Source organism: Paenarthrobacter aurescens, assembly GCF_025421775.1.
Taxonomy (GTDB): domain Bacteria; phylum Actinomycetota; class Actinomycetes; order Actinomycetales; family Micrococcaceae; genus Arthrobacter; species Arthrobacter aurescens_B.
Genome location: NZ_JAOEFX010000001.1, coordinates 671,402 through 696,873, shown reverse-complemented (window position 1 = coordinate 696,873; position 25,472 = coordinate 671,402). Strand labels below are relative to the sequence as shown.

The 25,472-nt window shown below is 61.1% G+C and carries 22 protein-coding genes; 9 read left to right on the top strand and 13 right to left on the bottom strand.

Annotated features, from left to right (window positions below):
* Positions 1-13: 13 nt before the first annotated feature.
* The 3 genes from N7568_RS03190 (at position 14) to N7568_RS25915 (ending at position 1,870) form a co-directional block, all read left to right on the top strand.
* Positions 14-367 (top strand): hypothetical protein, encoded by a 354-nt coding sequence (locus tag N7568_RS03190; RefSeq protein WP_261608455.1) that lies wholly within the window; start codon positions 14-16, stop codon positions 365-367.
* An 817-nt stretch (positions 368-1,184) separates the two neighbouring features.
* Positions 1,185-1,430 carry a helix-turn-helix domain-containing protein gene (locus N7568_RS03185; RefSeq protein ID WP_261608454.1) on the top strand — a complete coding sequence of 82 codons (246 nt, stop codon included), beginning with the start codon at positions 1,185-1,187 and terminating at the stop codon, positions 1,428-1,430.
* Between the two features lie 185 nt (positions 1,431-1,615).
* The gene (locus N7568_RS25915; RefSeq protein WP_368736505.1) at positions 1,616-1,870 is read left to right on the top strand and encodes an IclR family transcriptional regulator domain-containing protein; all 255 of its coding nucleotides are present in this window, start codon (positions 1,616-1,618) and stop codon (positions 1,868-1,870) included.
* Between the two features lie 15 nt (positions 1,871-1,885).
* On the opposite strand, the gene N7568_RS03180 is transcribed toward N7568_RS25915, so the two are convergent.
* From N7568_RS03180 to N7568_RS03155, 6 genes are all read right to left on the bottom strand, one after another.
* Positions 1,886-3,082 carry a low temperature requirement protein A gene (locus N7568_RS03180; RefSeq protein ID WP_261608453.1) on the bottom strand — a complete coding sequence of 399 codons (1,197 nt, stop codon included), beginning with the start codon at positions 3,080-3,082 and terminating at the stop codon, positions 1,886-1,888.
* Positions 3,083-3,233: 151 nt separating this feature from the next.
* On the bottom strand, positions 3,234-5,606 hold the full coding sequence (locus N7568_RS03175) for a transketolase-like TK C-terminal-containing protein (RefSeq protein ID WP_261608452.1): 2,373 nt from the start codon (positions 5,604-5,606) through the stop codon (positions 3,234-3,236).
* Positions 5,607-5,741: 135 nt separating this feature from the next.
* Entirely contained in the window at positions 5,742-6,059 is a 318-nt protein-coding gene (locus N7568_RS03170) for a putative quinol monooxygenase (RefSeq protein ID WP_261608451.1), read from the bottom strand.
* A 102-nt stretch (positions 6,060-6,161) separates the two neighbouring features.
* Positions 6,162-7,196: an NAD(P)-dependent alcohol dehydrogenase gene (locus N7568_RS03165; RefSeq protein ID WP_261608450.1), complete on the bottom strand. Its 1,035-nt coding sequence runs from the start codon at positions 7,194-7,196 to the stop codon at positions 6,162-6,164.
* On the bottom strand, positions 7,193-8,011 hold the full coding sequence (locus N7568_RS03160; protein WP_261608449.1) for a metal-sulfur cluster assembly factor: 819 nt from the start codon (positions 8,009-8,011) through the stop codon (positions 7,193-7,195). The genes N7568_RS03165 and N7568_RS03160 overlap by 4 nt, the downstream gene beginning before the upstream one ends.
* Entirely contained in the window at positions 8,008-9,054 is a 1,047-nt protein-coding gene (locus tag N7568_RS03155) for an amidohydrolase family protein (RefSeq protein WP_261608448.1), read from the bottom strand. Before N7568_RS03155 ends, N7568_RS03160 begins: the two co-directional genes overlap by 4 nt.
* A gap of 161 nt (positions 9,055-9,215) precedes the next feature.
* Here N7568_RS03155 and N7568_RS03150 point away from each other — a divergent pair, with 161 nt between their 5' ends.
* The 5 genes from N7568_RS03150 to N7568_RS03130 all read left to right on the top strand — a co-directional run bounded on the left by N7568_RS03150 (position 9,216) and on the right by N7568_RS03130 (position 15,340).
* Positions 9,216-10,715: a helix-turn-helix domain-containing protein gene (locus N7568_RS03150; protein ID WP_261608447.1), complete on the top strand. Its 1,500-nt coding sequence runs from the start codon at positions 9,216-9,218 to the stop codon at positions 10,713-10,715.
* A 90-nt stretch (positions 10,716-10,805) separates the two neighbouring features.
* Positions 10,806-11,711: an aldo/keto reductase gene (locus N7568_RS03145; protein ID WP_261608446.1), complete on the top strand. Its 906-nt coding sequence runs from the start codon at positions 10,806-10,808 to the stop codon at positions 11,709-11,711.
* A 260-nt stretch (positions 11,712-11,971) separates the two neighbouring features.
* On the top strand, positions 11,972-12,283 hold the full coding sequence (locus tag N7568_RS03140) for a putative quinol monooxygenase (RefSeq protein ID WP_261608445.1): 312 nt from the start codon (positions 11,972-11,974) through the stop codon (positions 12,281-12,283).
* Between the two features lie 58 nt (positions 12,284-12,341).
* Positions 12,342-12,977 carry a TMEM175 family protein gene (locus N7568_RS03135; RefSeq protein WP_261608444.1) on the top strand — a complete coding sequence of 212 codons (636 nt, stop codon included), beginning with the start codon at positions 12,342-12,344 and terminating at the stop codon, positions 12,975-12,977.
* Between the two features lie 140 nt (positions 12,978-13,117).
* Positions 13,118-15,340 (top strand): catalase, encoded by a 2,223-nt coding sequence (locus tag N7568_RS03130; RefSeq protein WP_261608443.1) that lies wholly within the window; start codon positions 13,118-13,120, stop codon positions 15,338-15,340.
* 187 nt (positions 15,341-15,527) lie between these two features.
* Here N7568_RS03130 and fliG read toward each other — a convergent pair whose 3' ends face one another.
* Entirely contained in the window at positions 15,528-16,562 is a 1,035-nt protein-coding gene (fliG, locus tag N7568_RS03125; protein ID WP_261608442.1) for a flagellar motor switch protein FliG, read from the bottom strand.
* A 134-nt stretch (positions 16,563-16,696) separates the two neighbouring features.
* On the bottom strand, positions 16,697-16,876 hold the full coding sequence (locus N7568_RS03120) for a hypothetical protein (RefSeq protein WP_261608441.1): 180 nt from the start codon (positions 16,874-16,876) through the stop codon (positions 16,697-16,699).
* Between the two features lie 607 nt (positions 16,877-17,483).
* Between N7568_RS03120 and N7568_RS03115 the strand changes: the two genes are divergently transcribed.
* Positions 17,484-18,665 (top strand): EAL domain-containing protein, encoded by a 1,182-nt coding sequence (locus tag N7568_RS03115; RefSeq protein WP_261608440.1) that lies wholly within the window; start codon positions 17,484-17,486, stop codon positions 18,663-18,665.
* A gap of 151 nt (positions 18,666-18,816) precedes the next feature.
* Here N7568_RS03115 and N7568_RS03110 read toward each other — a convergent pair whose 3' ends face one another.
* From N7568_RS03110 to N7568_RS03090, 5 genes are all read right to left on the bottom strand, one after another.
* Positions 18,817-19,860: a helix-turn-helix domain-containing protein gene (locus N7568_RS03110; RefSeq protein ID WP_261608439.1), complete on the bottom strand. Its 1,044-nt coding sequence runs from the start codon at positions 19,858-19,860 to the stop codon at positions 18,817-18,819.
* A 274-nt stretch (positions 19,861-20,134) separates the two neighbouring features.
* On the bottom strand, positions 20,135-21,244 hold the full coding sequence (locus N7568_RS03105) for a hypothetical protein (protein WP_261608438.1): 1,110 nt from the start codon (positions 21,242-21,244) through the stop codon (positions 20,135-20,137).
* Between the two features lie 124 nt (positions 21,245-21,368).
* Positions 21,369-22,994 (bottom strand): PucR family transcriptional regulator, encoded by a 1,626-nt coding sequence (locus N7568_RS03100; protein ID WP_261608437.1) that lies wholly within the window; start codon positions 22,992-22,994, stop codon positions 21,369-21,371.
* Positions 22,995-23,297: 303 nt separating this feature from the next.
* Positions 23,298-25,037: an FAD-dependent oxidoreductase gene (locus N7568_RS03095; RefSeq protein ID WP_261608436.1), complete on the bottom strand. Its 1,740-nt coding sequence runs from the start codon at positions 25,035-25,037 to the stop codon at positions 23,298-23,300.
* 24 nt (positions 25,038-25,061) lie between these two features.
* A complete protein-coding gene (locus N7568_RS03090) occupies positions 25,062-25,325 on the bottom strand; it encodes a UBP-type zinc finger domain-containing protein (RefSeq protein WP_261608435.1) in 264 nt (87 codons plus the stop codon).
* Positions 25,326-25,472 lie beyond the last annotated feature (147 nt).

The window sequence follows — 25,472 nt, the reverse complement described above, 5'->3', positions numbered from 1 at the left end:
AAATGGAGGTTTGGTGTTGGTCCCGCCCGCGGCCACCGGCTTTTTGCTGGTCAGCCTTCACAAGGAGACCCGCACTCTGAAGGACGGTAACGAACGCGCCTTTGTTGAAATACGGATCGATGGAGAACGAGTCGGGGAACTCAGCAACGTATCCTGCGCTCACCTGCTTGAATACACTGAGACGGTCGGCGAAACCGCAGTCGCGTACGCCAAAGTCACCGGGTCCGCACTTGCCGTCCAGCTCGTGCTCCACGCAACTAAGGCAACCGACATCAGCAACGACTGGCTGGCCAAAGGTCCGCATCCCGCACCTGGCCTGCTGCCCTGGGCAGCCAGTTACGATTTCACTTCCGCTTATAGGAAGTGATGTTGCACGCGTGTCTTTGACCCAAAACGGGCGCTGCTGTTGATCAGGTCGGAAGAGCATCAAACGACAGGCGAGGCCCGCGGCCCCTGTGCGCCGGATTCTCCAATGCTTCAGCAGGGACTTAAACGATCACGTTCAGCATGCCACTACCCCTCGGGTAGAAAATGGTCGCCCCTCTGCGAACCTGTAGTGGCAGTCCTTTAGCGAGGTTCTGCACTGTCATGTCGCCTTCTGATCGAACCGCCATGGATGTGTGAAAGGAGGAAATCTGATGACAGTGTCTTGTGCCGATCCATTCGACGTAGGCGACCTGCAACGGGCGTCCATTGGCCGCCTTGGCCGACCTCTGGGTTCCTCTGCCAACGGCCTCCGGGAAGCTACCTGTATGAGCAAAAAGGAAGTGTGGACAATGTCCACACTTTGCACCCCGGACTGCCTCGTACAACCGTCGGACTGGCCCTGTTTCCGCATGTTTCCGCCGCTTCCCAGTGTTTCCGTGGCTTGGAATCACGTTCGAGTCCCACCTCGGGCACGGCATACCCCCTCGTCAGAGGGGGTTTTTGCTTTAACGTGTGTACATTCTGGTTGGTCGGGTCCCTCTGACACTGGCCGCGGGGTGTGCCTGGCGCCGCGGGTCGCCTGTTTGGTTGTGGTGGAGCGGGTTCAGGGTCGTGGCTGGCGGGCCCTCCGCTGGCTCTGTACTGGGGCTATGTGTTTTCTTGGTTCGTCCGGTAGGTCGTGGTTGTCCTACACCTCTTCATGGGGAGGAGAGAGGGGGGCGGACCAAAGCGCCTGCGCTGCTGGTGACCGGCGCGGGTTGTCCGTTGCCTTCGGCTGCGTCTGCGATGACTTTTTCGGAGCCCTCGTGGGCTTCGGGGCTTCGCCTTTGTTGGTCCTGCATAAGGTAACGGTGATTCTGGACTGCTTCTCCGTGGACGAGCCGGACCCAACACTGCAGCAGATCATCCGGAAAGCCGGGCTGCCGTCCAGCACCTGCCAGCGGCTGGTCCGGAACATGTTCCGTGAGGGTTCCGGGACCGCGACGGCGACCGGTACCGGATAGGCATCGATTTGGTCCGCTGGGCTACCCCCGGGGACGTTCGGGCTGGATGTGGTCTGGCTGGTGAAGCCGGTTCTGCAGCAACTGCGCGACGAAACGGGAGAGGCCGCCTGCCTGTATGTCGGGGACGCTTTGGACGAGCACGCTCTTGAGGGCTTTAGGTCGGACACTCCGTGGTGACAGTCAGGATGCCGGCGGCTGTAGCGCGGGAACAGGGGTTTTATGCCGCTTTCGGTGAACGCAACCAGGACGTCGGGTCCATCAGTGCCCCCGTCTTCGACCACACCGGACGGCTCGCATGTGCCGTGGGCTTGGGGTTCCCCACCCAGCGGATTGGCCCTGGCGACGTTGCTCGGTTGGCGTCGGTGGTAGCCCGAGCGGGGCAGGAGGCAAGTTATGCGCTCGGGTATGAGAGGCAGGGGGACTGGCCGAAGATGCCCTAGCCTGCCAGGTTGGATTCAGGACTTATCGCCTGGCATCGGATGGGCTGTCAGTTGATTTGCTGCTTGTATTCGGCGGCGACGGATCACGGTGTCGGCAACTGCTACGCCAATGAGGGGAAGCAATGCGCCCATGGCGGCAACGAAGGCAGGCAGGAGAAGGCTCAAACCTGCCAGCACCGTCAAGGCGCCGATGCCGATGAGATCAGTTGGCTGGCGCAGGCCCAACACCTGGCGGATAAAAATGCCTCGGCCGGCAAGGAAGAGGGCGGGGCCGCCAAACAGGAGCAGCACGGTGGACAGTTCCGGACGGGCGGACGGATCGCTGATCACAAGCTGATCGCCCGCAGCCACAAGGACCAGGCCGGCCAGGAGCATCAACAAGGTGTTACCCGCCAATATGCCCGGCCGAAAATGATCATCGACCGTGGCAAGCTTGTCCAGGATGTCCCGTTCGAGGCTATGGAAGTAACACCACCAGATGGCGATGCTTCCAGCCAAACCTACAGTCCCCGTCACAAAGATCAGAGGGTCCTCCAGATTCCCCGCTATTGCCAGGCCGGTAGAGAGGATTGTCTCGCCGAGCGCGATCAGGTAGAACAAACCAAACCGCTCAAACATCCTCTCCCCCGGGAGCGGAACCCGGCTTCCTTCGGTTTTGCGGCCCGGCAATCGGTGAGCCAGCATATGGCCAAGAAGGTCAATCGCGGCAGCAACACCCCAGATCATCAGACGTGGCACCGCATCAAAGAAGACCCCGGCAATCCAAAAAGGCGCGCTCATACACCCCCAGGTGAGCGTGCGCACGAAATGGTTGTGCGTTGTCTTATCCAGTCCCGTCGTAAGCATCCACGCACCGCGGCCCAACTGGACCGCCAGATAGCAGGCAACGAACAGCCAGCCGAAGGCGCCAAATGACGAGTCGATGGAGGCGTTCATGAACAGGGTGACCAGCATGACGATCAGCAGCATCCACTGCACTTCCCGCAGCGAAGTATCCAGCAATGTTGCCGACCACGTGGTGTACACCCATACCTTGTAGACCGCCAGAAGCAGTACGAATGTCTCCCCGGCACCCAGCCAGGAGAGATGTTCCAGCAAATGATGGGACAGCTGTGACAGCGCGAAGACGAACACCAGGTCGAAGAACAGTTCCACGCGGGTAACCCGGTCTCCGGAGGTCGCGGAGCGCATCAGCGACCTGGCACGGACCATCAGTATCCTCCACTGGACCAGGAACGGACGGATGCCCCCTCCTGTTGTCGACAACAGTGGCTGTGGTCAGTAACAAAGTCAAGGGAGAGGAGCCAGCACAAACGTCAGGAGGTTGCAGGCGGGGGAGAGCGGCGTGTTTACACGGAAGATATCAGCGGACCAGGTTCACCGCCGCGTTGACGATTGATTCTTCGTCGATGCCATGGATGCGGTAGGCGTCTTGTAGATCAGACGACTGACCGAAGTCCTTTACTCCCAGGGAGATTGTGCGGTCGCCGCGGGCTCCTGCCAGGAAGGACAGGGCGTGGGGGTGCCCGTCCTGGACTGTGACGAGCGGCGCGGGGGCGTGCCGTGGAAAGAGCGCGTCGATGATGTCGAATCCGTCCGTCGTGGCTCCCCGGTTCATGGAGTTGCGGCTCTGGAGGGATTCAAAGACGAGGTCGGAGCTGGTGAGGCAGACGACGCCGGCCATGATGCCAAGCGCCTTCAGCCGTGCGGCCGATGCGATGACTTCGGGCATCATTGCCCCGACGCCGACCAGAGTGACGTTGTCTTGGAGCGGGTCATGGTCGCTCAGTCGGTAACCTCCGGCCACCGCGTGCCTACGGCGCCGCTCCAGGAGCACCGTGTCCGCAGGCATGGCAGCCAGGGCCTGATCAAGGGGGCGGGTGGTAAGCCGGAAGTAGGCGGAGCGTCCGCCCGGAATGCCGATCCGGCTCATGGCCTCGAGCATGCACCACTCCAGATCCTGAGCGAAGGCTGGCTCCCAAGCCGTACATTCCGGCTGTTCCAGGCCGATGGAGGGAGTGGTGAGGGACTGGTGGGCCCCGCCTTCCGGTGCCAGAGTCACCCCCGACGGCGTCCCAATCAGGATGGACTGGCCACCGGCATACATGCCGAAGGACCATGGTTCGAGGGCGCGGGCCACAAACGGGTCGTAGATGGTGGCGATGGGAATCAGCGGCTGGCCCCAGCGGCTCCAGGTCGCTCCGAGTTCGGAGACCAGGCCAACGAGGTTGGTTTCGGCAATGCCGAGTTCGATGTGTTGGCCGTGGGAGTTTTCAATCCAGCGGAGAACCCGTTCGAGGTCGTCCGCGAACCAGTCGTGGCGATCACCGACCGACCAGACTCCGGTTTTGTTAATCCAGCCGCCGAGATTCGTGGAGGAGGCGACGTCGGGACTACAGGTGACGACGCGGTGGGCCACTTCAGGCGCTGCCCGTTTCAGATCGGACAGGAACCGTCCCAGCGCGGCCTGGGTGGAGATTTTGTCGCCGTAGCCCCATGGCAGGGAAGACGGGATCTGAAGGGGCGGGGCCTGCCCGGGTTGCCTGCGTTTGAGCCGGAGGGAAGCCCGGGCGCAGGCCCGTTCCTCGACCGTTCCCGCGGGGAATTTCCGCCAAGGATCGCCAAGGTCCATCCCGGAGGCCGTGGCCAGTGCTTCCATCTGATCTTCGGACAGCAGGGCTGAGTGGTTGTTCGGATGTCCTTCCGTGGCGAGGCCGCGGCCCTTGATCGTGTACGCAAAGATGACGGTGGGCCGGGTAGGGTCCACTTGCTTGTATGTCTCGAGCAGCAGTCCAATGTCATGTCCGGCGAGGTCCCGTACCGCCACAGCCTGTTCCGTGGCGGTGAGTGATTTGAGGAGGCTTTCCATGGCGGGGGTCGAACCGCTGGAACTCAAGCGGTCGAAGATCTCCGAGTGGGGGGAACGGAGCATGCGCTGGTACTCCTCATTGGGCATGGTCTCCAGCCGACGGCGAAGGTCTGTCCCGCCAGGGCGGGCGAAGAGTTCCTGAATCCGCGATCCCCATTTACGGGTCAGGACTTGCCAGCCGGCGGCTTCAAACATGCCTTGCAGGCGCATGATCTGCGAGTCGGGTACTACCCGGTCCAAGGACTGACGATTCAAGTCAACGATCCAGAGCAGTTCGCCGAGTTGCGCCACGGAGGGGTCGGCGACAGCTTCCCAGATGGCGCCCTCGTCCAGTTCGGCATCGCCCAGAAGTCCGATAAAGCGACCGGATTTGCGGGAAGCGGCGTACCTGTCACTGACGAAGCGGTGTGACATGGCCGCCCAGATGGTGGCGGTGGCTCCGATACCCACACTCCCGGTGGAAAAGTCCACTGTGTCTGGATCCTTTGACCTGCTGGGGTAACTCTGCAGGCCGCCCTTCTGTCGAAGCGTGCCCAGTTTGTCTTCGTCCAAGTCGCCCAGGAGGTAATTGACAGCGTGCAGGACAGGGGAGGCATGGGGCTTGACTGACACACGGTCCGCCGCGGTCAGCTCGGAGAACCAGAGAGAGGTCATGATCTCAACCATGGAAGCGCTGGAGGCCTGGTGGCCGCCGACCTTGATGCCGCTGGTGTTGGGGCGTCCGCGGTTGGCAGCATCCACGATGGCGGCGGCGGTCCAGCGCACCCGGCGGGCGATACTCTCCAAAACTGCTATCCGGGACCCTGCCTCCCCAGGGCCAGTGGTGCCCGGGTGTAATGCTTTGGTCTGTAGTCCCTGCATCCTCATGATGGTCTCCTGTGCAAGTAAGCGTTCGGCGCTGAGTGCTGTTCTGCTTTGGGTACCCGAGGCAAACCCTGTAAGGGCTCCCCGGTTGCCCTCCATCACAGCGTTAGAAACGAAGAAATGCTCAAGGCTGTTCGGTTAGCTGACTGCGAGTTCGCCCAACTTCGACCAACCTTCTACCTTGACGTTGACTATGTCCGGCGTCGCAGAAAGATACCTTGGCAGCTTCTTGGCCGCTTCCCTGAAGTGGGTCGACTGCACATGGGTTGCGCCAGACTCATCGTCGCGGAATGCCTCAATCAAGACGTAAGTGGTTGGTTCTTCGATGGAGCGGGACCACTCGAAGAACAGGCAGCCCTCCTCCGCGTTGGTTGCGGTGGTGAAATCCTTGGAGATTTCGGGCCATGCATCGGCGTGAGCAGGCAGGACGGCGAATTTTGCGGTGATAAAGATCAATTTCTTTCCTTTGATAGGCCAGTTCGGAAGGACGGCGTCCGACCTGCGGGGTCGCGGTCAGGCCAACTTCTACGGTGATGCATCGAGCCCTTTGATTGATCGTCAGGGCACCAGGATGGCCCGGCCGCGAACTTTGCCCGCCTCGAGGTCGCTGATCGCGAGTTGGAAGTCGTCGAGGGCGTATTTCTGGGTATGAAGAGTGACAGCACCCCGCGCCGCGAGGGCCATCAGGTCCTGGAGGTCGTTGTAGGAGCCAACGAGGTTGCCAATGATGTTGATCTCGGCTGAAACGATATCGATGGTAGGGACGTCGATGTTCTCGCCGTAGCCCACCACGTAGTAATCCCCGGCCTGGCGCAACATGGCGATGCCTTGGGCGGTCGCGCCGCCTTCGCCAACGAAGTCGATGAGTGCTTCCGCGCCGTAACCGCCGGTGAGGGCAATGACTTGCTCCACCTGTGATCCGTCAGCCAGGACGCCCTCGTGTGCTCCGATCCTCTTGGCCAGGTCCAGGGCGGCAGGATTACGGTCCACGACGATAATGCGGGCCGGCGTCAGTGCAGTGAGTACCTGGATTCCAATGTGGCCGAGCCCTCCGGCACCAATGACCACGCAGGTGTCCCTCGCGGTCAACCGCTTCGCCGCCTTGGCGGCCGCGTGGTATGCGGTGAGGCCGGCGTCGGCCAGGGCAGCGACATCGGCAGGTTCCAAGGAGTCATCAATTCTGACGACGGACCGGGCGGTCGTCAGGAGGTATTCTGCGTATCCACCGGAGGTGTCGATGCCAGGGAACTTGCACTGCTCGCAGTGCACGTCGTCCCCGGAACGGCAGGCACGGCACAGACCGCACGTGATGAGGGGGTGCAGGATGACTTTGTCGCCTTCCTTCACGTTGGTGACGGCGCTACCAACGGCGTGTACCCATCCCGCATTCTCGTGGCCGATTGTGTACGGCAGGTGGACCTGGGACTTTTCCGCCCATTGACCCTCCAGAATGTGCAGGTCCGTGCGGCAAACCCCGGCTCCGCCGATCCTGACAACGACATCAAAGGGGCCAGTGACTTCGGGAGTGGGCACTTCTGCCATTTTGAGGCCCTCGTGGTAGCCGACGACTTGTACGGCTCGCATGGTGCTCATGGGTGGATCTCCTTGACTATAAGCGGAAGTAATTGGTGGTGGTCGGAGGGTTCAGCACCCTCGGACCGTGTGCTCTGGTCAGAGCCGGATCCTTCATAGCGTGTGCGCAGCAGGCCCCGGCAGAAATGTGCGTTCCCGTCGATTGAGATGCGCGTAGAGCGGGCGCGGCGCAGCGCCATCGGAACGGCATCAGGGGGATAAGGGTGCCCTTCGTGGTTCACGAGGACAATCGAAGCCCCAATCCCGGGCAAGCCAAGTGCTGATCGTCGGCGCAGCAGCGCTTCTTTGTTTCGTCCAGCCGGAAGGTCCCGGAGACGAATGCTCCCCATGTCAGTTGCCATGAGACTTGTATCGGAACGCAGGAGATCAGTGAGGCATCGCTCCATCGCAGCAGTGTGGGCTTTGCGACGGAAGGTCCACCGCAGCTGCTCCAGGCTGTCGTCAGCCTCGTGCAGGAACGTGCCGCGATACCCTGCGTCCGCGGCGAGTCCGGCATTGATGAGGTCGGAGTCGTGGTGGTCGTCCAGTTCGACGACCACTTGCGTCACAGCCGGTAGCGCCGAGATGACGTCTTTGCTGTCGGACGCCATCAGGTAGGCGAAATTGGGCGAGCAGAAGGAAGTGGGCAGGCGGAGGTGAACTTCCACCCGTGTACCATCGACACCGGTCTGGACGGTCAGGGAACGAACGAAGCCGAGATCAGTGATCGGTTCGTCCAGTTCCGGGTCGAACACCGAGTCCAACGCACGGCGGATCTCCTCCTCGGTCACATCCGCGCGGGCTTCAGCCGCGGGATCGACGCGCAGGGCCGTCACCGGATGCCTGCCAGGTCGGCGCGTTCGGGCTGCCGCGGTCCGGTCTTTGTCTCGCCCGCGCCGGGGAGCTGAAGCTCAGCGGGCACCGGGATGTCGTACATCTTGGCGGCGTTAAGCCCCAGGATCTTTTTCTTCTGGGCAGTGGTGAGCGGGGCATATTCGGTCATGTCTTCAGGGATCTGGAAGTCAACGAACCGCTCAATCAGCCAGCGGGGCGACCAAATGGCATAGTCACTGGAGAACTGGATCCGGTCCTCACCGATCCAATATATGAGCTCGCCGATGATCTGGGCGAAATACCTTGGTCGAGTGTGCATGAAGGGCATTGCCACGGCCAGGCCGCCATGAACATTGGGCTCCTGGGTGGCAATCCAACAAAAGTCTTCAAGTCGGGGCAGGCCTACGTGCTCGACCACGAAGTTCAGGTCGGTGAAGTCTGAAGCTGCTTGGTCTACGTCGGCGACGTCAAAAGCGTCCCGGTCAAGCGGACGGACAGTAGGACCTTTGTGGATGTGGATGTTCTTGATGCCGAGTTTGCGGCATTCCTCGAAATAGCGGTAGGACCAGGGGTCTGAGAGCTTGTACCCACGGGATTCGCCGTGCCACTCAGCGGTGTAGAGCTTCACGCCTTTGAAGCCCATCTTTTCGTGATCGGCGCGCAGCCGGTCGAGGCCCGCCTCGCCGTCGCGTGGGTCATAGCAGTGGTTGTATGTGAGCTTGTCAGGATTCGCCGCGGCAAGGCCGTAGGACTCCTCAACCTGTGCAAATCCGTTTTTGTAGAACGCTCCGAGGTAAGCGGGCTGAAAAATCGCGTGATCGACGTAGCCGTCCTCGAACAGATCCTTCATGAGGCGTTGGCCGCCCTGGTAAAGGAATTCCTCATAGCTCCACTGTTCCGCGTCGGGAGAGAGGTTGCGGTGGTAGTCGTAGAAGCAATCGATAAACTGCTTACCAGGGATGTTCCGCTGGTTTTCCGGGCGGGCATCCCACAATGCGATGTGGGCGTCGACAATAAAGTAGTTTTCGCCGTCTTTGCTGTACATGTCCGGTCTCCTTCTGGCGACTGCCGTAGTCGCGACATCATCGAGACTAGGCTGGCGGATCAGCTGTCAACATGTGGCGTGTGTCTCATTTTGAGACGATCCTCTTCCGACTGTGACTGCCAAGCAAAGTAACCTCGATGTATGGAGACGAGGAGGCGATGATGCCGAACAAGGACGAGGGGAATGTCAGCCGGGCGCACGATGACGGCGGCCAGCTCGCCACTCCGGACAAACGCCTCCTCGCGTCCTGGCAGCGGAGCGAGGAATACGGCGTTTCCGCCGAAGGCGTGGATCCCACGTGGTCTGGCTCCGCAGGGAACGACTCCCTGTTTTTCCAGTGCGGTCAGGAAGTGCTCACTGGCCTCTACAGCACTCTGGCGAACGAACCCGTGAGCCTTATGCTCACCGATGCCAACGGCTTGCTCCTCAACCGCTTCAGCGGAGACACCTCCCTCCTGCAGGCGCTCGACAAGGTCCATCTGGCGCCAGGGTTCGCGTTTTCCGAAAGGGATGCCGGGACCAACGGCATGGGACTAGCGCTGGCGGACCGCGTCCCCACTCTTGTCCGAGCTGAAGAACATTACAGTGCCAGCCTCCGGACTTACACATGCGCGGCAGTCCCTGTCTTCGATCCAGTCAGCGGATTGCTGGAAGGGAGCGTCAACATCACCACCTGGTCCCGCTCATTCCCGCAATTGCTCCTGGCATTGGCAGAATCAGCTGCGGGCAACACCTCGGCCCTGATGCTTTCAAGGTCGCAGGGCCGCAAAGGAAAACCGGGACCAAAGGGAGGCGTCTTCCGCATTCAGAGGGACAAGCTCGAGCCGGCCGCGGGAACAGTGCGGAAAATGTCGTCAGCCTGGACAAACGCCCTCGAGCAGGCGGCTCGGGACCTTGCAGCCGGACGCGTGGTTGCCGCCGTAGGCGAGCACGGTACGGGGCGCGCAACTCTACTGGCGCAGGCCTTGCGGCAAGCCCACCCAGGGAGCCGCATCATCTCAGCGGCAGCTCCGGCCCCCGGCGACGTCGACGCCTGGCTATCCTTATGGGCACCCGAGTTGGCCAAACCAGCAACGGCTGTCATTGTCGAAAACGTAGACCGATTGCCCGCATGGGCAGCGCAAGAACTCTACGCCCACGTCTACAGCGCAGTCCGGTCGCTTCCCCTCTCCCGGAGCGGAAGCCCCCAGGCGCTTGCGTGGGCTGTCACAGCTGCGAGGCACAGCGACATCCCGCAGCCCTTGGCAGGGATGGTGGACACGGTGATTTCTGTTCCCGCCCTGCGGGAACGCGGCGAAGATGTCCTGCACTTGGCCAGGTACGTCGCCCGCCAAACCCGCCTGCGGGAGATCAGCTTCACCGGCGCGGCTGAAAGGGCTTTGAGCGCCCATAGCTGGCCGGACAACATTGACGAGCTTTTCACGGTCATCCACGCCGCAGCTGTTCAGACGGAGACCATCGATGTCCGCCATCTGCCTGCCTACCTTCTGGGTGGGAGCAGCCGGCACCTGAGCCGGATCGAGGTGGTGGAACGTGACGAGATCATCCGCAGTCTCTCCAAGCAAGGGGCCACGGTAAGTGGTGCGGCAGCAGAACTCGGCATCAGCCGGGCGACGATATACCGCCGGATGGGCAGGTTGGGGATCACCATTCCTAAATAGACAGACACCACGCAGACGCTGGGGGAGCCCTCGGTACCTTTCCTGTCCTCCGGCAGCGGAGTAGATTGAAAAAACACGGCGCGTGTCGCCATGGTCCGGACGAGAATCATCGAACGCGGTGCGGCCGATAGCGTGAACGGGCTCTTTCTGACGGGAGTTACGTTGCGCGAGATATCTCTTCCTTCCGGTGAGACTGTCCCGGTGCTCGGGATCGGAACGTGGGGCATGGGCGAGCACCCCGGCAACGCCCCCCAAGAGACTGCGGCGATCCATACGGCCCTGGACTTAGGAATGTCCGTGGTTGATACCGCCGAGATGTATGGCAACGGCGCGGCCGAGGAACTCGTCGGAAGGGCGCTGGCATCCCGCCGGAACGAAGCGTTTCTGATCACCAAAGTCCTGCCGCATCACGCCACATTGCGCGGAACCATCGATGCTTGCGAAGGTAGCCTGCGGCGCCTTGGAACGGACAGCATCGACCTCTATTTGCTGCATTGGCGGGGCGTTGTTCCCTTGGCGGAAACGCTCGAAGCCTTCGAACAACTGCAGGCGGCCGGGAAAATACGGCACTGGGGCGTCAGCAACCTCGATGTAGCGGACATGGAGGAACTGATGCGCTTGCCCGGCGGCCGGAAAGTCGCAACCGACCAAGTGCTCTACAACCTGACCCGCCGGGGCATCGAGTTCGATCTGTTGCCCCGCTGCGTCGACAGGGGCATCCCGGTGACAGCGTACTCGCCACTGGAGCAGGGGCGGATGCTGAACGATCCTGTGCTGGTGCGCATCGCAACCGAACACGGGGTCAGTCCCGCGCAGATCGCCCTCGCGTGGGTGCTCAGGCAGCCGCTTGTCTTGGCCATTCCCAAAGCTTCAAGTCCGCAACACGTCCAGGAATGCCAGCGGGCCCTCGACGTTCGGCTTGCGCCCCAGGACCTGGCTGACCTGGATCGTGTCCATCCTCCTCCCACCCACAAACGCTTGCTTGAGGTGATCTAGGCGGCCTCCTCGCGGAGCGCATCCCTCAGCCGGGGCCAAGGCTGCGATGCCAGGCCACTGGCAGGTGGAACCGTCTCTTGTGGTGACCTGCGATCACTGGGAGACTGGCAGTGCGTCGCGCCGCTCCCTCGATAGGTTGAGGAGGTGCCACGAGGTCAGCTCGGTCCGCACCATTCCCACCGCAGTACCGTTCCAAGGAGGCTCGCCATGAAATTTGTCGTGCAGTACGGAATACGTCAGATCGGGCCGGGTGATGGAGCATGATTGAGGTTGCATTGTCGGTGATACTGAAAGCCAAGCCCGGCAAGGAGAAGGACGTCGCGGATTTCCTCCGCTCCGCGCGCTCGGTCGTTGAACAGGAACCGGGTACACGCGCTTGGTTCGCCCTCCAGTTCGACGAATCGACTTTCGGAGTATTCGACGTTTTCCCAGATGACGAGGCCCGCCAAACCCACCTCTCCGGGGGAGTCGGGCAGGCACTTGCCGCTCAGGGAGCAGAGCTGTTCAGCGCGGAACCGAACATACAGAACATCGACGTGCTCGCCTACAAGCTTCCCGGTGACGGCGGATAGAGGACGCAAGCCGGCCCCGTGCATGATGCCACCTCATGCACGGGCTTAGGAGCTGGGTGTGACTCTTTCGAACACCAGCCGTGCCGAGGCGTTCAGCGACGCCGTCATCGCGATAGTCATCACGCTCCTGGTTCTTGAGCTCACGCCGCCAGAGACCGAGCCTGGCGGGCTTTTGGCTGGATTGCTGGGTCAATGGCCCACTTATCTGGCGTATGCGGCCTCCTACATCTATCTGGCCGTGATCTGGCTCAACCACAAATCCGCCTTCTCCCGTATTCGGCAGATGGATATCGGCCTACAGTGGGCCAATCTGGGAATCCTCGCCACCCTCGCCCTTTTGCCTTGGCCGACAGCCGTGATCATCGATACGGCCAAGACAGGTAATCTGGCCGACGAGCGGGTCGCGGTCGCGCTGTACGCGATCGTCGGCGCACTGCTGTGCCTGTCATGGCTGGTGTTCTTTTCGCACTTGGCGCGGCATCCTGAGCTCACAGAGGAAGAAGTGGAGGATTCCTACTTCGCGCGCGAGCGACCACGTGCCCTTGCCGGGGTGGTGCTGTACCTCGCGGCGGGAACGGTAGGTGTCCTCGTCCATCCGTTGGTCGCATCGGTGATTTTCGTGATCCTGCCTGTTTTCTACGGTCTCACCAGCCACGGGTTCGATCACAGGCCGGCCTTCCTCCGAGGTCTTTAGGCCGCTGTCCGCCAGCTGTAATCGCGTTACCTTGCCGCACTGACTTTGCAAGCGGGATTCCCGGCCCCTATGGTACTAAGGAAGCTTACCTTTTTTGGTTGAGTGAAGTAGTCGCCGATCAACATCGAGGAGAACGCGCAGTGCCAGCTGAGGACAACATCAAGATTCCAGGGGCTCCGTCTATTGAGCAGCCCGCCTTAGAAGAGCCCACAGCGGCGCGTGAGCCGTTGCCGCCGAAGCCTGATCAGCAGGGGCCGGAGGCCGTGTCACCCACGGGGAGCCCCACCGGCGCACCCGCAAACTCACGTGCCCAGTCCGGCCAGTACCTGACAACGGCCCAAGGTCTGAGGCTCGGAGATACAGACCATTCCTTGAAGGCCGGGCCACGCGGCCCGATTTTGCTGCAGGACCATCACTTGCGTGAGAAGATCACTCACTTTGATCACGAGAGAATTCCCGAGCGCGTGGTTCACGCCAGAGGAGCCGGGGCGCATGGAACGTTCCGCTCTTACGGCACGGCTTCGAAAATCACCAGGGCAGGGTTCCTTGCGCCGGATGTGGAAACCCCGGTGTTCGTGAGGTTTTCCACTGTTCTGGGATCCAGAGGGTCAGCCGACACGGTCCGTGACACCCGTGGCTTTTCCACGAAGTTCTACACGGATGAGGGTACCTACGACCTGGTGGGGAATAACATTCCAGTTTTCTTCATTCAGGACGGCATCAAGTTCCCGGACCTCATCCACGCGGGGAAACCGCATCCTGACAGGGAAATCCCGCAGGCTCAGAGTGCGCACGACACATTTTGGGATTTTGTTTCGTTGCATACCGAAGCGCAAGCCCACACGATGTGGAATATGTCGGACCGCGGAATTCCCCGTTCCTACCGGACCATGGAAGGGTTCGGCGTCCACACATTCCGGTTGGTGGATGCTGCAGGTAAGACCACTCTGGTCAAATTCCACTGGAAGCCGAAGTTGGGTGTTCACTCATTGGTGTGGGAGGAGGCCCAGAATATTAACGGCATGGATCCCGATTTCCACCGTCGTGATCTGGCCGATGCGATCGAATCAGGTGCGTACCCGGAGTGGGAGCTTGGCATCCAGACGTTCCCGGACACTGAAGATCAAATCTTTGAAGGTATCGACCTTCTGGATCCCACCAAGTTCATCCCTGAGGAACTGGCTCCGGTTCAGCCGATCGGGCTGATGACGCTGAACGCCAACCCGACCAACTACTTTGCCGAGACCGAGCAGGTAGCCTTCCACCCGGGACACCTCGTCCCAGGCATCGATGTCACTAATGATCCGCTGCTGCAGGTCCGCCTGTTCTCATACCTGGACACGCAAATTTCACGACTTGGTGGACCGAACTTCGCCCAAATTCCCATCAATCGGCCCCACGCACCGGTTAATGACATGCTGCGGGACGGGATGCACCAGACTGCCGTGCATGGGGGAGTGGCCCCTTACCATCCGAATTCCCTTGATGGTGGTTGCCCGTTCATGGCCGGGCAGGATGTGGGAGCATTCGTGGACGTACCTGAGGAAATCGCGGCAGGAATTAAGGAACGGAGAAACCCGGCGTCGTTCGATGACCACTTCAGTCAAGCCCGGCTGTTCTTCCGCAGTTTGACGTCGGTAGAGCAGGACCACGTGATTCAGGCCTACACGTTTGAGCTTGGCAAGTGCTATGAAGCGGTGATCCGGGAACGGCAACTCATGGCGCTGGCTAACATTGACGCCGGGCTTTGCGCTGCCGTCGCCAAGGGCCTCGGGATGCCCGTACCGGCGGCCACCGTTGACACACCGGACGTGGAGCCCAGCCCTGCTGTGTCCCAGATTGGTGGGAAATGGCCTGTTGATGGTCGCATCGTGGGCATCGTCGCGGACAGTGAAAGCGACCTGTCGCTGGTGGCGGCAGCACGCGCGGAGCTTTACGCGGCAGGCATGGTCCCGCTGGTCATTGCACCGTCCGGGGGCGTTATTGAACCGGAGGATGGTCCCGCAGTACCTGTACAAAGGAGCTACCTCACAGCGCGCTCCATCGAATTCGATGCAATTATTGTGGCTGGCGGAGGCACTCCAGCTCCCGATTCCATGCCGGGCCGCGATGCCAAGGCCGGTGAACCGGGTGCAACCCTTGACCCGCGGGTGGTTCTCATGGTTTCTGAAGCTTTCCGTCATGGCAAAGCCATTGGTGCTTGGGGCCCAGGTGCCGCAGTTCTGGATGCGGCCGGCATCCCTCAGGATGCCCCCGGAATCGTCAGTGGAAAAGGTCCGGACACGGTGATTCCGGTGGTTGGGGAACTGCTTTCTGCACACCGGGCGTGGGAGCGGTTCCCGGCGGCAGGATCAGCTTCGTAGCACTTCCTGTAGAAGGCTGTTAAGTTCGACGGCGGTGGGTTGCCCATGCGGGCCAGCCCGCCGCCGTCGTAATTTCCTGGGTGACGGTTGCCCAGAAGTTGTACCCCGGAAACTTGAAGCGGGAAACTGGGCCGGTGGCGTGACTGTTCTTCTGTGTCGTCCGGGGCCTGGTGCTGTGCGGAGCAGATCAGTCGACGAGATGGTCATCCTCAGCGCGCCGGATGACCATGGTTCCAGCTGCGGTTTCTTCGCGGAGTGAACGAATGATCTGGGCCTGTGCCTCTTCCACTTGTGACGCCCGAACGGGGCCGGCGGAGGCCATTTCAAAGGCCAGGATTTCCCTATTTCGATCAGAGATATTGTTGCGGACCGTTTCGAGGACCACGCCTGAAGCGCCTTTGAGGGCGATTCCCAGGATCGCTGGACTGACGCCTCGCAGGAGCCGCTGAATGTCGCGCCGTTCGAGCCTGACAATGTCCTTGAATGTCAGCATTTGAGCGCGTACGTCGCCTGCAAGTTCAGCGTCAAGCACTTCCAAACCTTCCAAAACCGTGCGCTCTGTCTTTGTGTCCGCCCGGGTGATGATGTCTACAAGCGGCTGGATGCCGCCGACGTTTTCGGAGGGCTTCCCATGTGAAACCGCCGATCCTGCACGCTGTTTCAGCACGTCGGCCACGATCGTGACCGCTTCGGGTGCCACTGGCCCCATTGTCGCGATGCAGCGGGCCACCTCGCTGGCCTGCGCGTCGTCGAGTCCGGCCAGGACCGCTGATGCTTTGCTGGGCCGCAGGTGCGCCAGGATCATGGCCATCGTTTGAGGGAGCTCCCCGTCAATCAGTGCCAGTATTTGCTCTGAAGGCATCGGTTCCAGGAAATCGAAGGACTTTCCGGCCATCGAGGATGCCACCCTGTCCATCAACCCAGCTGCCTTGTCAGCCCCAAAGGATGCCTCCAGGAGACCTGCCGCGAAGTTGCGGCCGCCGCGGGCCGTGCGTCGACCGCTAGAGACGTAATCGTGGAACTCGGTAATCACCGAATCCGCCACCGAGGAAGAGACCCTGCGAAGCCGCACGATTTCGGAAGCGATTTCCTGGGCCTCTGACTCGGAAAACTGGGCCATGAGCGACGCTGCGCTGCTGGGCGGGATCTGCATAAGAACCACGGCAACCTTCTGACTGCCGGTTAGGCCCGGGCCATCCGAGGCGGGCGACTCAACGGACACGGAAGACTCCAATCACTATGACGATGGGGCAGACAGTGGGTCGCACTCCCCATCGGGCATCACGGGGAGACCTTGGGCTCATCACTGGGCTCCACGAATGACCTCGGCCCCGGCCGTAACCGGGGTTGCCAACTTCATTCCCACACCGCACGGACAACCATGGCCGCGTCGATTGCGATGTGCTGTCCAGTATGCCCGGCATCGAGTGCGCACATTTCCTCGAGTTCGTGCTGACCGGACCAGACAGGGCAGCCGACGGCGCTAAAACTCAACATCTCCAAGGGGAGGTTGTCGCCCACTCGAAGTTCGCTCATGATGTCCTTTGTTTGGTCCGGGAATTTTCAGTGGGATTCGTGCCCGGCTTGGGGAAGCGACGGGTTCTCTTCCCCGGAGGCGGCCGGACGTCATCAGCGTATAGCCCATTATTGCCCGCCAGGTTTCCTGGCGCCGGGTGGAAAATCTCCTGATTCGATGGGCCCGTGCGATGAAATCCGCGTTCTGGATGGCCCCTTGGGCGGAATGTTCCGGGGCAACAATCTGTCGTCAAGGGGCGGCGCGGACAGGATTCTGCACGAATTGATCGGTCACGAATCAAAGGATGCACACATTGGAGTGATTGTCGCCCAGGCCTGGCGGGCCTCAACCGTAGGATTTGAAACCGGCAGGCGCGTTCAGAGCCTACAAATCCGGGAGGCAGCGCCTGCCCGGCCGTGAAAGGGACGGAATGCAACCGCCACTGGAACAGGAGGGCCCTATGTTCACCGTTAACACCATGCCGACTTTTCCCAGCGTGGGACGGCGGCCACAGGTGATTGCCCTGCGTCCTCGTTTCCGTCGAGTGATTGGCTTGGAATCGGGCACGCAGAGAGTGGGGATTTCGTGTGAAGCGCCATCGATCGACCCTCATTCAGTGGACAAACGATGCGCTCCATCACCACACTGCCACGACTGATGCAGCGGCCAGGAGCTCACTTCGGAGCATTTCTCCGTCGACGCCTGTTGTCCATGTGTCCAGCTCTGACTGACGGCGTCCACCCTCATAAGAGCGTTGGTATCCGGTGGTTGCTGTGCCTGCTGTTCGGTGGGGTGCTATCGACGTTGTCGGTACTCCTGCCCCTCGCTTTGGGACTTGAGCCGTGGGCCGGCCTGGAGGCGCATGCCAGAGTATGCACCCTCATCACGATCCTGCTTTTCCCGGCCGCTGTTCATGGCACGTGGCGGCTCATTCGGCAACGAGACGGTGAGCTCATCGAAGCGTCACATACCTCCGGCCTTATGGAGCTCAAGACCGCGGATGTCCCGCGTGCGCAGAGCCGAAGGGACCAAGACATCGCGGCACGCGTCGATTCTCTGTTGACGACCCGGTCACTGATCACGGTTTTCCAGCCGATCTGCCATTTGGGAACGGGCGAGATTGTCGGCGCCGAAGCTCTCACGCGCTTCATAGGCCCTCCCTTCAAGTCTCCAGATCAATGGTTCGCAGACGCAAACTCAATCGGTCGCGGCCTCGAACTCGAGTTCTTTGCCTTGGAAACGGCGCTGGCTGCGGCAGCGGGTCTTCCTGCCCACGTCTACGTCGCCGTCAATCTCTCCCCAGATGCGTGCCTTGACAAGAGGCTAGGCGGAATCGTGAGGAAATCAGGTCTCAGGCCCGAGCGAATCGTCGTAGAGCTGACCGAACGCTCACCCGTAACTGACTACGCCCGTCTGACGGCGGCACTCGCCCCACTGAGAAGCGCTGGCGTACGAATGGCTATTGATGACGTCGGAGCCGGGTTCTCATCCATGCGTCACATCCTGAGGCTCAGTCCGGAGCTCATTAAACTCGACCGGTCAATCGTCGCAGGAATTGACGCCAACCCCGGCCAGAAAGCTCTGCTCGCGGCGATGCTCAGCTTCTCTTCACACATCGGGGCCGGGCTGGTCGCCGAGGGAATTGAAACCAGTTCGGAGTTGGCCACGCTAGCTGAGCTGGGAGTTAAAACCGGACAAGGTTTCCTCTTGGGACGACCTTCCGTGCTTCGGGCGTTCTGGTCCCACTCGGGGTGGCAGAATGGCTCGCCAACAAGTGTGATTGACGATCGTCACCATATCCAAAGCTGATTCTTGGGAAGGCGGCCGCGACCGTCGGTGAGGACCTCGATGACCTTGGTCGCTCGGTGCCCCTCCGAGCCCGAGCCGAGCCACCTGGCTTATCCCTCTGAAACAAACGCAGCCTGGCGGTTCCATGCCAGGCGAGCTGCTGTCCGAGGTTTCACAACTCGGTCTGTTTTCTTAGTTCAGAGGCTCTGATCTGCAGTAGTGCTGGTTTCTCCTGCGCGTCCCTCAGCGAGAGGCCAGTGAGTTCCTTGACGGCGCGCCGCATGGCTGGGAGGGTTGTGAACCCGCTGGCGCCCGCTATGTCCGTCAGGGAACGTCTCCAGGAGTTTGCCTCGGCGAGGAGATCAACTGCTTCCAGGGTTCGCAGGGCGCGGATGTATCCGCTGACCTGAAGTGTTTCGTCTTCGAAAAGGTAGTAGAGCGCCCGGCGGGAAAGAAATGAGTAAGCCACAACCTCGTCAACAGTGAGAGCATGATTTCTGAAGTTTTTGCGCACAAATTTCTTGATCGTTGCGATGCGGGCCAGCTTGAGATCGTCGGGATCTGCCGGGGTTTCAAGCAGCGAGCTGACTAAAGCCAGCATCATGGACCGCGCCACCGGTTGGAGATGCTGGATCTCCTGCGCAATGACCGTCCGCTGCCAGCCAGACAAGGCAGGAAGAATCAGCCCACGCAGGATGGGATTCTGTCTGATGTCAGCCAGCCCCTTTAGGCGTTTCATTGCTCTGTCGTCCAGGCCCAGCAGGTCCCGATCGAAATGGACCCGCACGGCGCTAAAACCGGCTGGGGCATGGAAGTTACCCGGTAGAGAAAGGTCAAAGAACCTGACAGTCCCGGGTGAGACAGACTCCCCCCGTCCCGAGAAGCTGAACTTGTTACAGGCCGTCCTGAAATAAACGAGCCAGTCGCTGGGCCTCGTTTCCCCGTTCCAGAAGCAATTGGCGGGTTCATTCGTGACATCAACAAGGCTGAAGCCAGGACCTTCGAGGCTCAGAGCGGTTGGATTGAAATTCGGTCGCACCAGCTTGTCGGTCTTTTCCAGCCGCACTGGAGCGTCAATTGCGCTGCCGTACCAGCTCCGCCAATGGTCGAACTTTTCTTCGGGACTGAGCCCGACTGGGACAGCGTAGCGTTTTACTTGGTCCTGCGGTGACAAATCCGCACCGCCGGCCGAATGCTCGCGAAGTGTGTTTTTCATGGGCTCGGGACTTTCTGGCTGGAACTAGATTAGACGTGCCGCGTCCCTGCGACGGTTCGTGATCATGTTGTTGGGGTGGTTGGCCGACAGTAAATTCTACCTGTGGCCGATAGGGGGTTCATCCGCTGACGGTCAGCCGGCTCGCGCCGCGGTTGAGTGACGTCGCAGGCATGGATTTCTCCTTCAGAGCAGATCGCAACAAGCCAGTGCCGCCGACCTGTGGCGTTGACGGGAATGCCTTAGGGCGAAGTAGGCGGTCTCCGCCAGGACAAGATCATTCGCCGTCGGCGACTGACTGGCGACGGTGACGTTCCCGCTGACCGTACGCAGCTCGAAGAATATCGTCCTTCGACTCGAACCCCGAGCCCAATGCTCCGCCGATAAGCGCCGCAGAGGTGGTCATCCACGCGACTTCGGCAAAGTCCCACACGGTTGCTGGATGTTGCAGGGTCAACGCCAACAGGGCATTGTCGATGGTGAACGCTGCGGCCAGCAGCACGGCAACGAACAAGAGGGTGTAGCTGATCACGACGCCGATTGCCAGTGACCACACGGTCGAGATGTTGTACAAGGAAGCCTTGTATCGTTCGAGGGAATCGTTGCGTTTGGTCCCTTCCCACAAATCGTGCTGGGCGATGATCCAGAACACCATCGAACTGATGGAAAGCGCCATCAGTAACGTCAGCCTTGGTGCCCCGAGGAGGTCAGCGAGCTGCCAGATGGTGTCCGTGACAAGCGCAAAGGCGCCAGTAGCGATCGCAGCGGCCATCGCGCTTCTCAGCCCGAAGACGAGTCGCCAAGGGCGGTTCGCCCGCAGCATGCCAGCCAGCAACCGTCCCCGGCCGAGACGGTTTGCGGAGACGTAGCGGAACCCAATCGGTCCTTGGTCGGGAACGGTGGTCTGAATGTGCTTTGATTCGTGGAAGGAAGGTGGGCCGAATTCCACGGCGTTATCCTCGGGATCGAAAGGGCGGTGCATAGCCCAGCTAAGATCGAAGACGGCAGTGCGGACCCGGCGGTCGATATTGACGGCGCCGAGGGCAGGCAAGGAAACCAAAGAAATCTGTTCTTCAAGCGCTACTTCCGCCACGACAGTCCGGCCATCCAGCCGAATCGGAAGATCGGTCAGGCAGACCATGACATCCCAGGCGCGGAGATCGCGGTGCTTGGCCAAGGAGTTCAGCATGGGCGCCAACCCATTGCCGGCAGTAAAGTCCTGGTACTCGACGACCACGGACCAGATGTGGCGTTCATCGGTAAGGTTGAGCAGATCGCGGACTTCGCGCCCGTTGCGCTCGGCGAATTCGGCGGTGACCTCGGGTTCGGCAAGGACGCCCAGCGTACGTGCGATTTTGGGATTGGCATCACCCGAATGGTCCGGCACGTCTTTGCCTCCCTTGGTCAGTGTCGGTACCAGCCAACAGAGCTTCACCGTCACCGTGGATACCGCTTATCCTTGCTTGACTTTGTGTGCGAGCTGACGGTAACTCTGCACGATCACAACGTGGTTAGGGGATGTGAAACGGGGCGCCGTGCGGACGAAGGCGCCATGCTCGCGTCGCGACGTGCAGGTTAAGGCGGGTGTCAGGATCGGCAAGGTCGAAGCCTGTGACCTGCCGGATGGAATTCAGGCGATACCGCAGAGTGCTTCGATGGATGGCCAGACTTTCGGCGGTACTGTCATAGTTGCCGCCGTGGTCAAGGTACTGGGCCAAGGTTTGAACCAGATCAGACCCCCGGCTGTCGTCTGAACGCTGGAGAGTGCCCAGCCACTCGTCGACGTAGCCCCCCACGTCCGGTTCGCTTCCGGCTGTGTCCAGGATCCGGTAGATCCCCAGTTGATCAAAGCGGGTGAGACCATAGCAATCGATTGAAGCGGTTCGAACGTGCTGCGCGTGCAAGGCTTCCGAAAAGGACTGTGGAATGTGGCCAACATCAGGGCTGGGACCTCCGATGCCCACGGAGCCGGTGGCACTCCGCAGGGTCTTGGCGAGGACGGAATAGACCTCCGAACCCAACGGGTCTCCATGGACCACGGCAACTGCCATGTCCTCCCGCCGCGATACAAGCGCGGATGAATGGAGTGCACGAAGCGTCCTGCGCAAGGCGACCACGACCGTATCATCGGTTCTTGGCGGTTCCCACATCGCCACGATGACGTGGTGGGGACCATTGATGTCATAGCCCAATGCCGCGGTACGAACGCCTGCGTTTGTGGGTTCCATCCCGGATACGAGTTCGTCCACGAGGTCCCGTCCCAGCCTTAGTTCCAGCAGGGCAAGGGCGCGGCGGTGCGACAACTCTGCTTCCAGAAGCCGCGCTGCATATTTCAAGGCGAAAATGTTGGCGGCTGTGATTGGCAGCTCGGTTTCCACCATGCATACAGCTCCAAGAACCTCACTGTGCGAAACAGCAAGGGCAACCAGTCTTCGCGGTTCACGGACTGGTGAGCCCGAGGACATCCAGAGCTGGGCCGTGCGCGATCTGGCGGCCGCGTCCAGTTTTGGGTAGGGGGGTGTCGACCCTGTCCCAGCTTCCGCACAGACGTTCCCGAATGCGTCCTCGAAATAGATGGGCCGGCCCGTCAGCCGTGAAAGGACCTCCGCCAGGAATCCCTCCCTGGTGTCTGTTTTCCCGAGGTCGCGGGTAGCACCCTGGTCCAAGGCATCCCGGATGCTGTCGTGTTCTTCCAGCTCCAGGACTCGCACAGAGAGGGACAGCAGATGTTGATCGAGGTCGGTGCTTCGGGTTGCCTGTTCCATTGCGCCATCCCGGGTTTCGTCGAGGGACGCGGTGGTTCGGGTCGCTGCGGCTATCCCCGCAACTGTTCGGAGCTGTGTCAGCTGAGGCCCGTCAGGAGGATCGGTGGCAGACATTACCAAGCATCCGTTCAGTTCGCCCTCGTTAGCAATGAACAGCGCGTATCGCCAGCCGGGCCTGGTGCCCGGGAGCACCGAGTCCTTGCCGTTGAGGCGTCGGACGTCTTGATCCTGCGGTGATGCCGCGCGAGCCATGACGGGTTTCAACTGGCCATTCACCGCAAGGTACCGGTCCTGGATCTCACAAAACGACAACTCGGATACCGCCCGCGTGGCAGTGTTGAGGAATTCCTCTGCCGCACGTTGGTCGATCATTTGAATCCTCGCTCCGTCCAGTGGGAAGTCTGCTGCAATACATGACCGGGCAGACGGTAACTGTAGCTCTGAGTTATCACGACCCGGCGAGGCCGTTTGTCTCCGTCACGGGGAACAAGAAATCGACGATCTCGGGGCCTCGGAACACCTCCTGAACACGAGTCATCGACGCGGGCTATCCAGCGCCGTATTTGGCCGGCATGCCGTTTTTCATCCTCATGCCGACGCAGCCGACTCCACGGCATTGCGGCACGGACTGAATCGACGTCCTAGGACCCAAACTACGCCTGTACGCGGCGGTTGTTAAGCTGTTCCCGTTGGCGTGCCAAGCGGTCCACCACGGAGGCTGCGCAGGTGCTCGTGGACCATTGCGACGGCTGTCGAACCTTCGCCGGCAGCAGCTGTTACGCGTTTCACCGATCCATGCCGAACGTCGCCCACCGCGAACATCCCGGGGACGCTGGTTTCCAGAGGCAGTCTTCTGCGTCCCAAATGGCTGAACTCCGGAGGGAACTCCTCAAGGTCAGCCCCGGTCAGAATGAAGCCCTGGTCATCCAGTGCGAGCGTACCTTGCAGCCATTCTGTGTGGGGCACAGCCCCGATGAAAATGAAGAGGTAACGGGAGGCGAAGATACGTTGTTCACCCGTAGCCCGCAGGTCGACGACGATCCGTTCAAGCGCGCCTGAACCACTGACGCCCACGATGGTGGCCCCCAGCAGTACCGTTATGGCGGGTTGCCCTTCGATGCGTTCCGCGAGGTACCGCGACATATCCGCGCGGAGGTCCGCCCCGCGCACTACCAGTCGTACTGCTGCTCCGGTGCCGGCCAGGAAAAGCGCGGCCTGCCCGGCGGAGTTTCCCCCGCCGACGACGGTCACTGGCTGCGATCCGCAGAGCCTGGCTTCGTGGACAGTGGCCGCGTAGAAGACGCTGTTTCCTTCCAGTTCCTCCAGCCCAGGGATTGGTAGCCTGCGGTACCGGACCCCGGTTGCCAGCAGCGTTGCCCGAGAGGAGGCAGGGCCGCTGCCGTTAAACTCCGCGCGGAACTCACCGTCCCTCAACTCAATGGTGCGTGCCCAGCAAGCGACGTTGATCTGGACCCCGAACTTGCGGGCCTGAAGGATCGCCCTTTCCGTGAGTTCTCCGCCGGAGATGCCGGCGGGGAAGCCGAGAAAGTTTTCGATCCGCGGCGATGTACCGGCCTGCCCGCCCAGCCCGACGGCTTCTTTAAGGACGACGGACAATCCGTCGGACGCTGCGTAGACGGCGGCTGCCAGGCCGGCCGGACCAGCCCCGAGCACCATGAGATCGTAGGTGGTCGAATGTTCTTTGACAGCTCGCAGGCCCGTGGCGAGTGCCAGGTCTGCATTTGAGGGGTTCCTGAGAATTTGCGAAGCATTCAGCACCACTGCGGGAAGGTCACCTGCGAGGATACCGGCCCTGTCCACGATGGCCTGTGCTTGGCGGTCGTTCTCCAGATCAACCAGCCGGTGAGGCAAGCGATTGGATGCTGAAAACTCCAGGAGGCGAAGTGTGTCCCGGCTGAAGCGGGAGCCAACAATCCGGATCCCCGCGCCAGCGCCGATCAGCAGGATTCGGCGCTGGAGGTACGCACGCAGGATGGTCTCGCCCACCGCTGCGTCAGTCAGAACCACACGGCGCAGATCATCCCCGCTGATCTGGAGCACCTCGGAAGCTTCGGCGGACACACTGCTGACAAAGGCCGGTTGCCCCTCCACCAAGCCCAATTCACCGAGGAACCGCCCCGGACCGTGGACTTCGAGGATTCGGGTGTCCGGGCCGAGCTCTGCGGGTTGTCCGCCGTGAACGTCAGGCAGCCCTTCCACAACCAGTACCGTGCCTTGCAGTATGACGAAGAAATATTCGCCCGCGTCGCCCTCGTGCGTGAGGACTTCCCCCGCGGTTGTTGCCCTTTTGGTCCCCACACGGTCCAGCAATTCGATCTGGGCTTTGCTCAGTCGCGGATAGGCGCCTGAGACATCCGGTGTTTCGGCCGGCGAAGAGTCTGCAGAAGGCTGCATCAGCTGAGCACACCCGTCGATTTCTTAGACAAATGCCTCATGGGGATAGCACCAACGCCAGTTTTCGCCGGGCTCCAAGGAACGAACGATCGGATGCAACTCAGTGGCGTGGGCCCGGGCGTGGCGCATGGGTGAGGAATCGCAACAACCCACATGGCCGCAGGATAGACATAGTCGTAAATGAACCCAAGGAGTACCCAGTAGCAGACATTCCTCGCAGCCTTGCGGTGTGCGCACCGTGACCGGATGAATCTGCAAGAGGTGCGGGTCGGGAATCAGTGTACTCATGCGGGCTCCTATGTTGGTTATTCCATGGAGCCGACCCTGCCGTGACCGCCAACATTGATGTTAAGTAGGCACTGACCGATGGTGTGGCTACCATCCGGCCCGGCGAGCGGGGTGCACCAGATATAGCCCAGTACTAGACCCGGCTCA

Coding starts and splice junctions, on each gene's coding strand:
- N7568_RS25915 (WP_368736505.1), top strand. CDS start 1,616: ATGCCGGCGGCTGTAGCGCGGGAACAGGGGTTTTATGCCGCTTTCGGT.
- N7568_RS03180 (WP_261608453.1), bottom strand. CDS start 3,082: ATGGTCCGTGCCAGGTCGCTGATGCGCTCCGCGACCTCCGGAGACCGG.
- N7568_RS03175 (WP_261608452.1), bottom strand. CDS start 5,606: ATGAGGATGCAGGGACTACAGACCAAAGCATTACACCCGGGCACCACT.
- N7568_RS03165 (WP_261608450.1), bottom strand. CDS start 7,196: ATGAGCACCATGCGAGCCGTACAAGTCGTCGGCTACCACGAGGGCCTC.
- N7568_RS03155 (WP_261608448.1), bottom strand. CDS start 9,054: ATGTACAGCAAAGACGGCGAAAACTACTTTATTGTCGACGCCCACATC.
- N7568_RS03150 (WP_261608447.1), top strand. CDS start 9,216: ATGCCGAACAAGGACGAGGGGAATGTCAGCCGGGCGCACGATGACGGC.
- N7568_RS03145 (WP_261608446.1), top strand. CDS start 10,806: ATGGTCCGGACGAGAATCATCGAACGCGGTGCGGCCGATAGCGTGAAC.
- N7568_RS03140 (WP_261608445.1), top strand. CDS start 11,972: ATGATTGAGGTTGCATTGTCGGTGATACTGAAAGCCAAGCCCGGCAAG.
- N7568_RS03120 (WP_261608441.1), bottom strand. CDS start 16,876: ATGAGCGAACTTCGAGTGGGCGACAACCTCCCCTTGGAGATGTTGAGT.
- N7568_RS03115 (WP_261608440.1), top strand. CDS start 17,484: ATGCGCTCCATCACCACACTGCCACGACTGATGCAGCGGCCAGGAGCT.
- N7568_RS03110 (WP_261608439.1), bottom strand. CDS start 19,860: ATGAAAAACACACTTCGCGAGCATTCGGCCGGCGGTGCGGATTTGTCA.
- N7568_RS03100 (WP_261608437.1), bottom strand. CDS start 22,994: ATGATCGACCAACGTGCGGCAGAGGAATTCCTCAACACTGCCACGCGG.
- N7568_RS03095 (WP_261608436.1), bottom strand. CDS start 25,037: ATGCAGCCTTCTGCAGACTCTTCGCCGGCCGAAACACCGGATGTCTCA.
- N7568_RS03090 (WP_261608435.1), bottom strand. CDS start 25,325: ATGAGTACACTGATTCCCGACCCGCACCTCTTGCAGATTCATCCGGTC.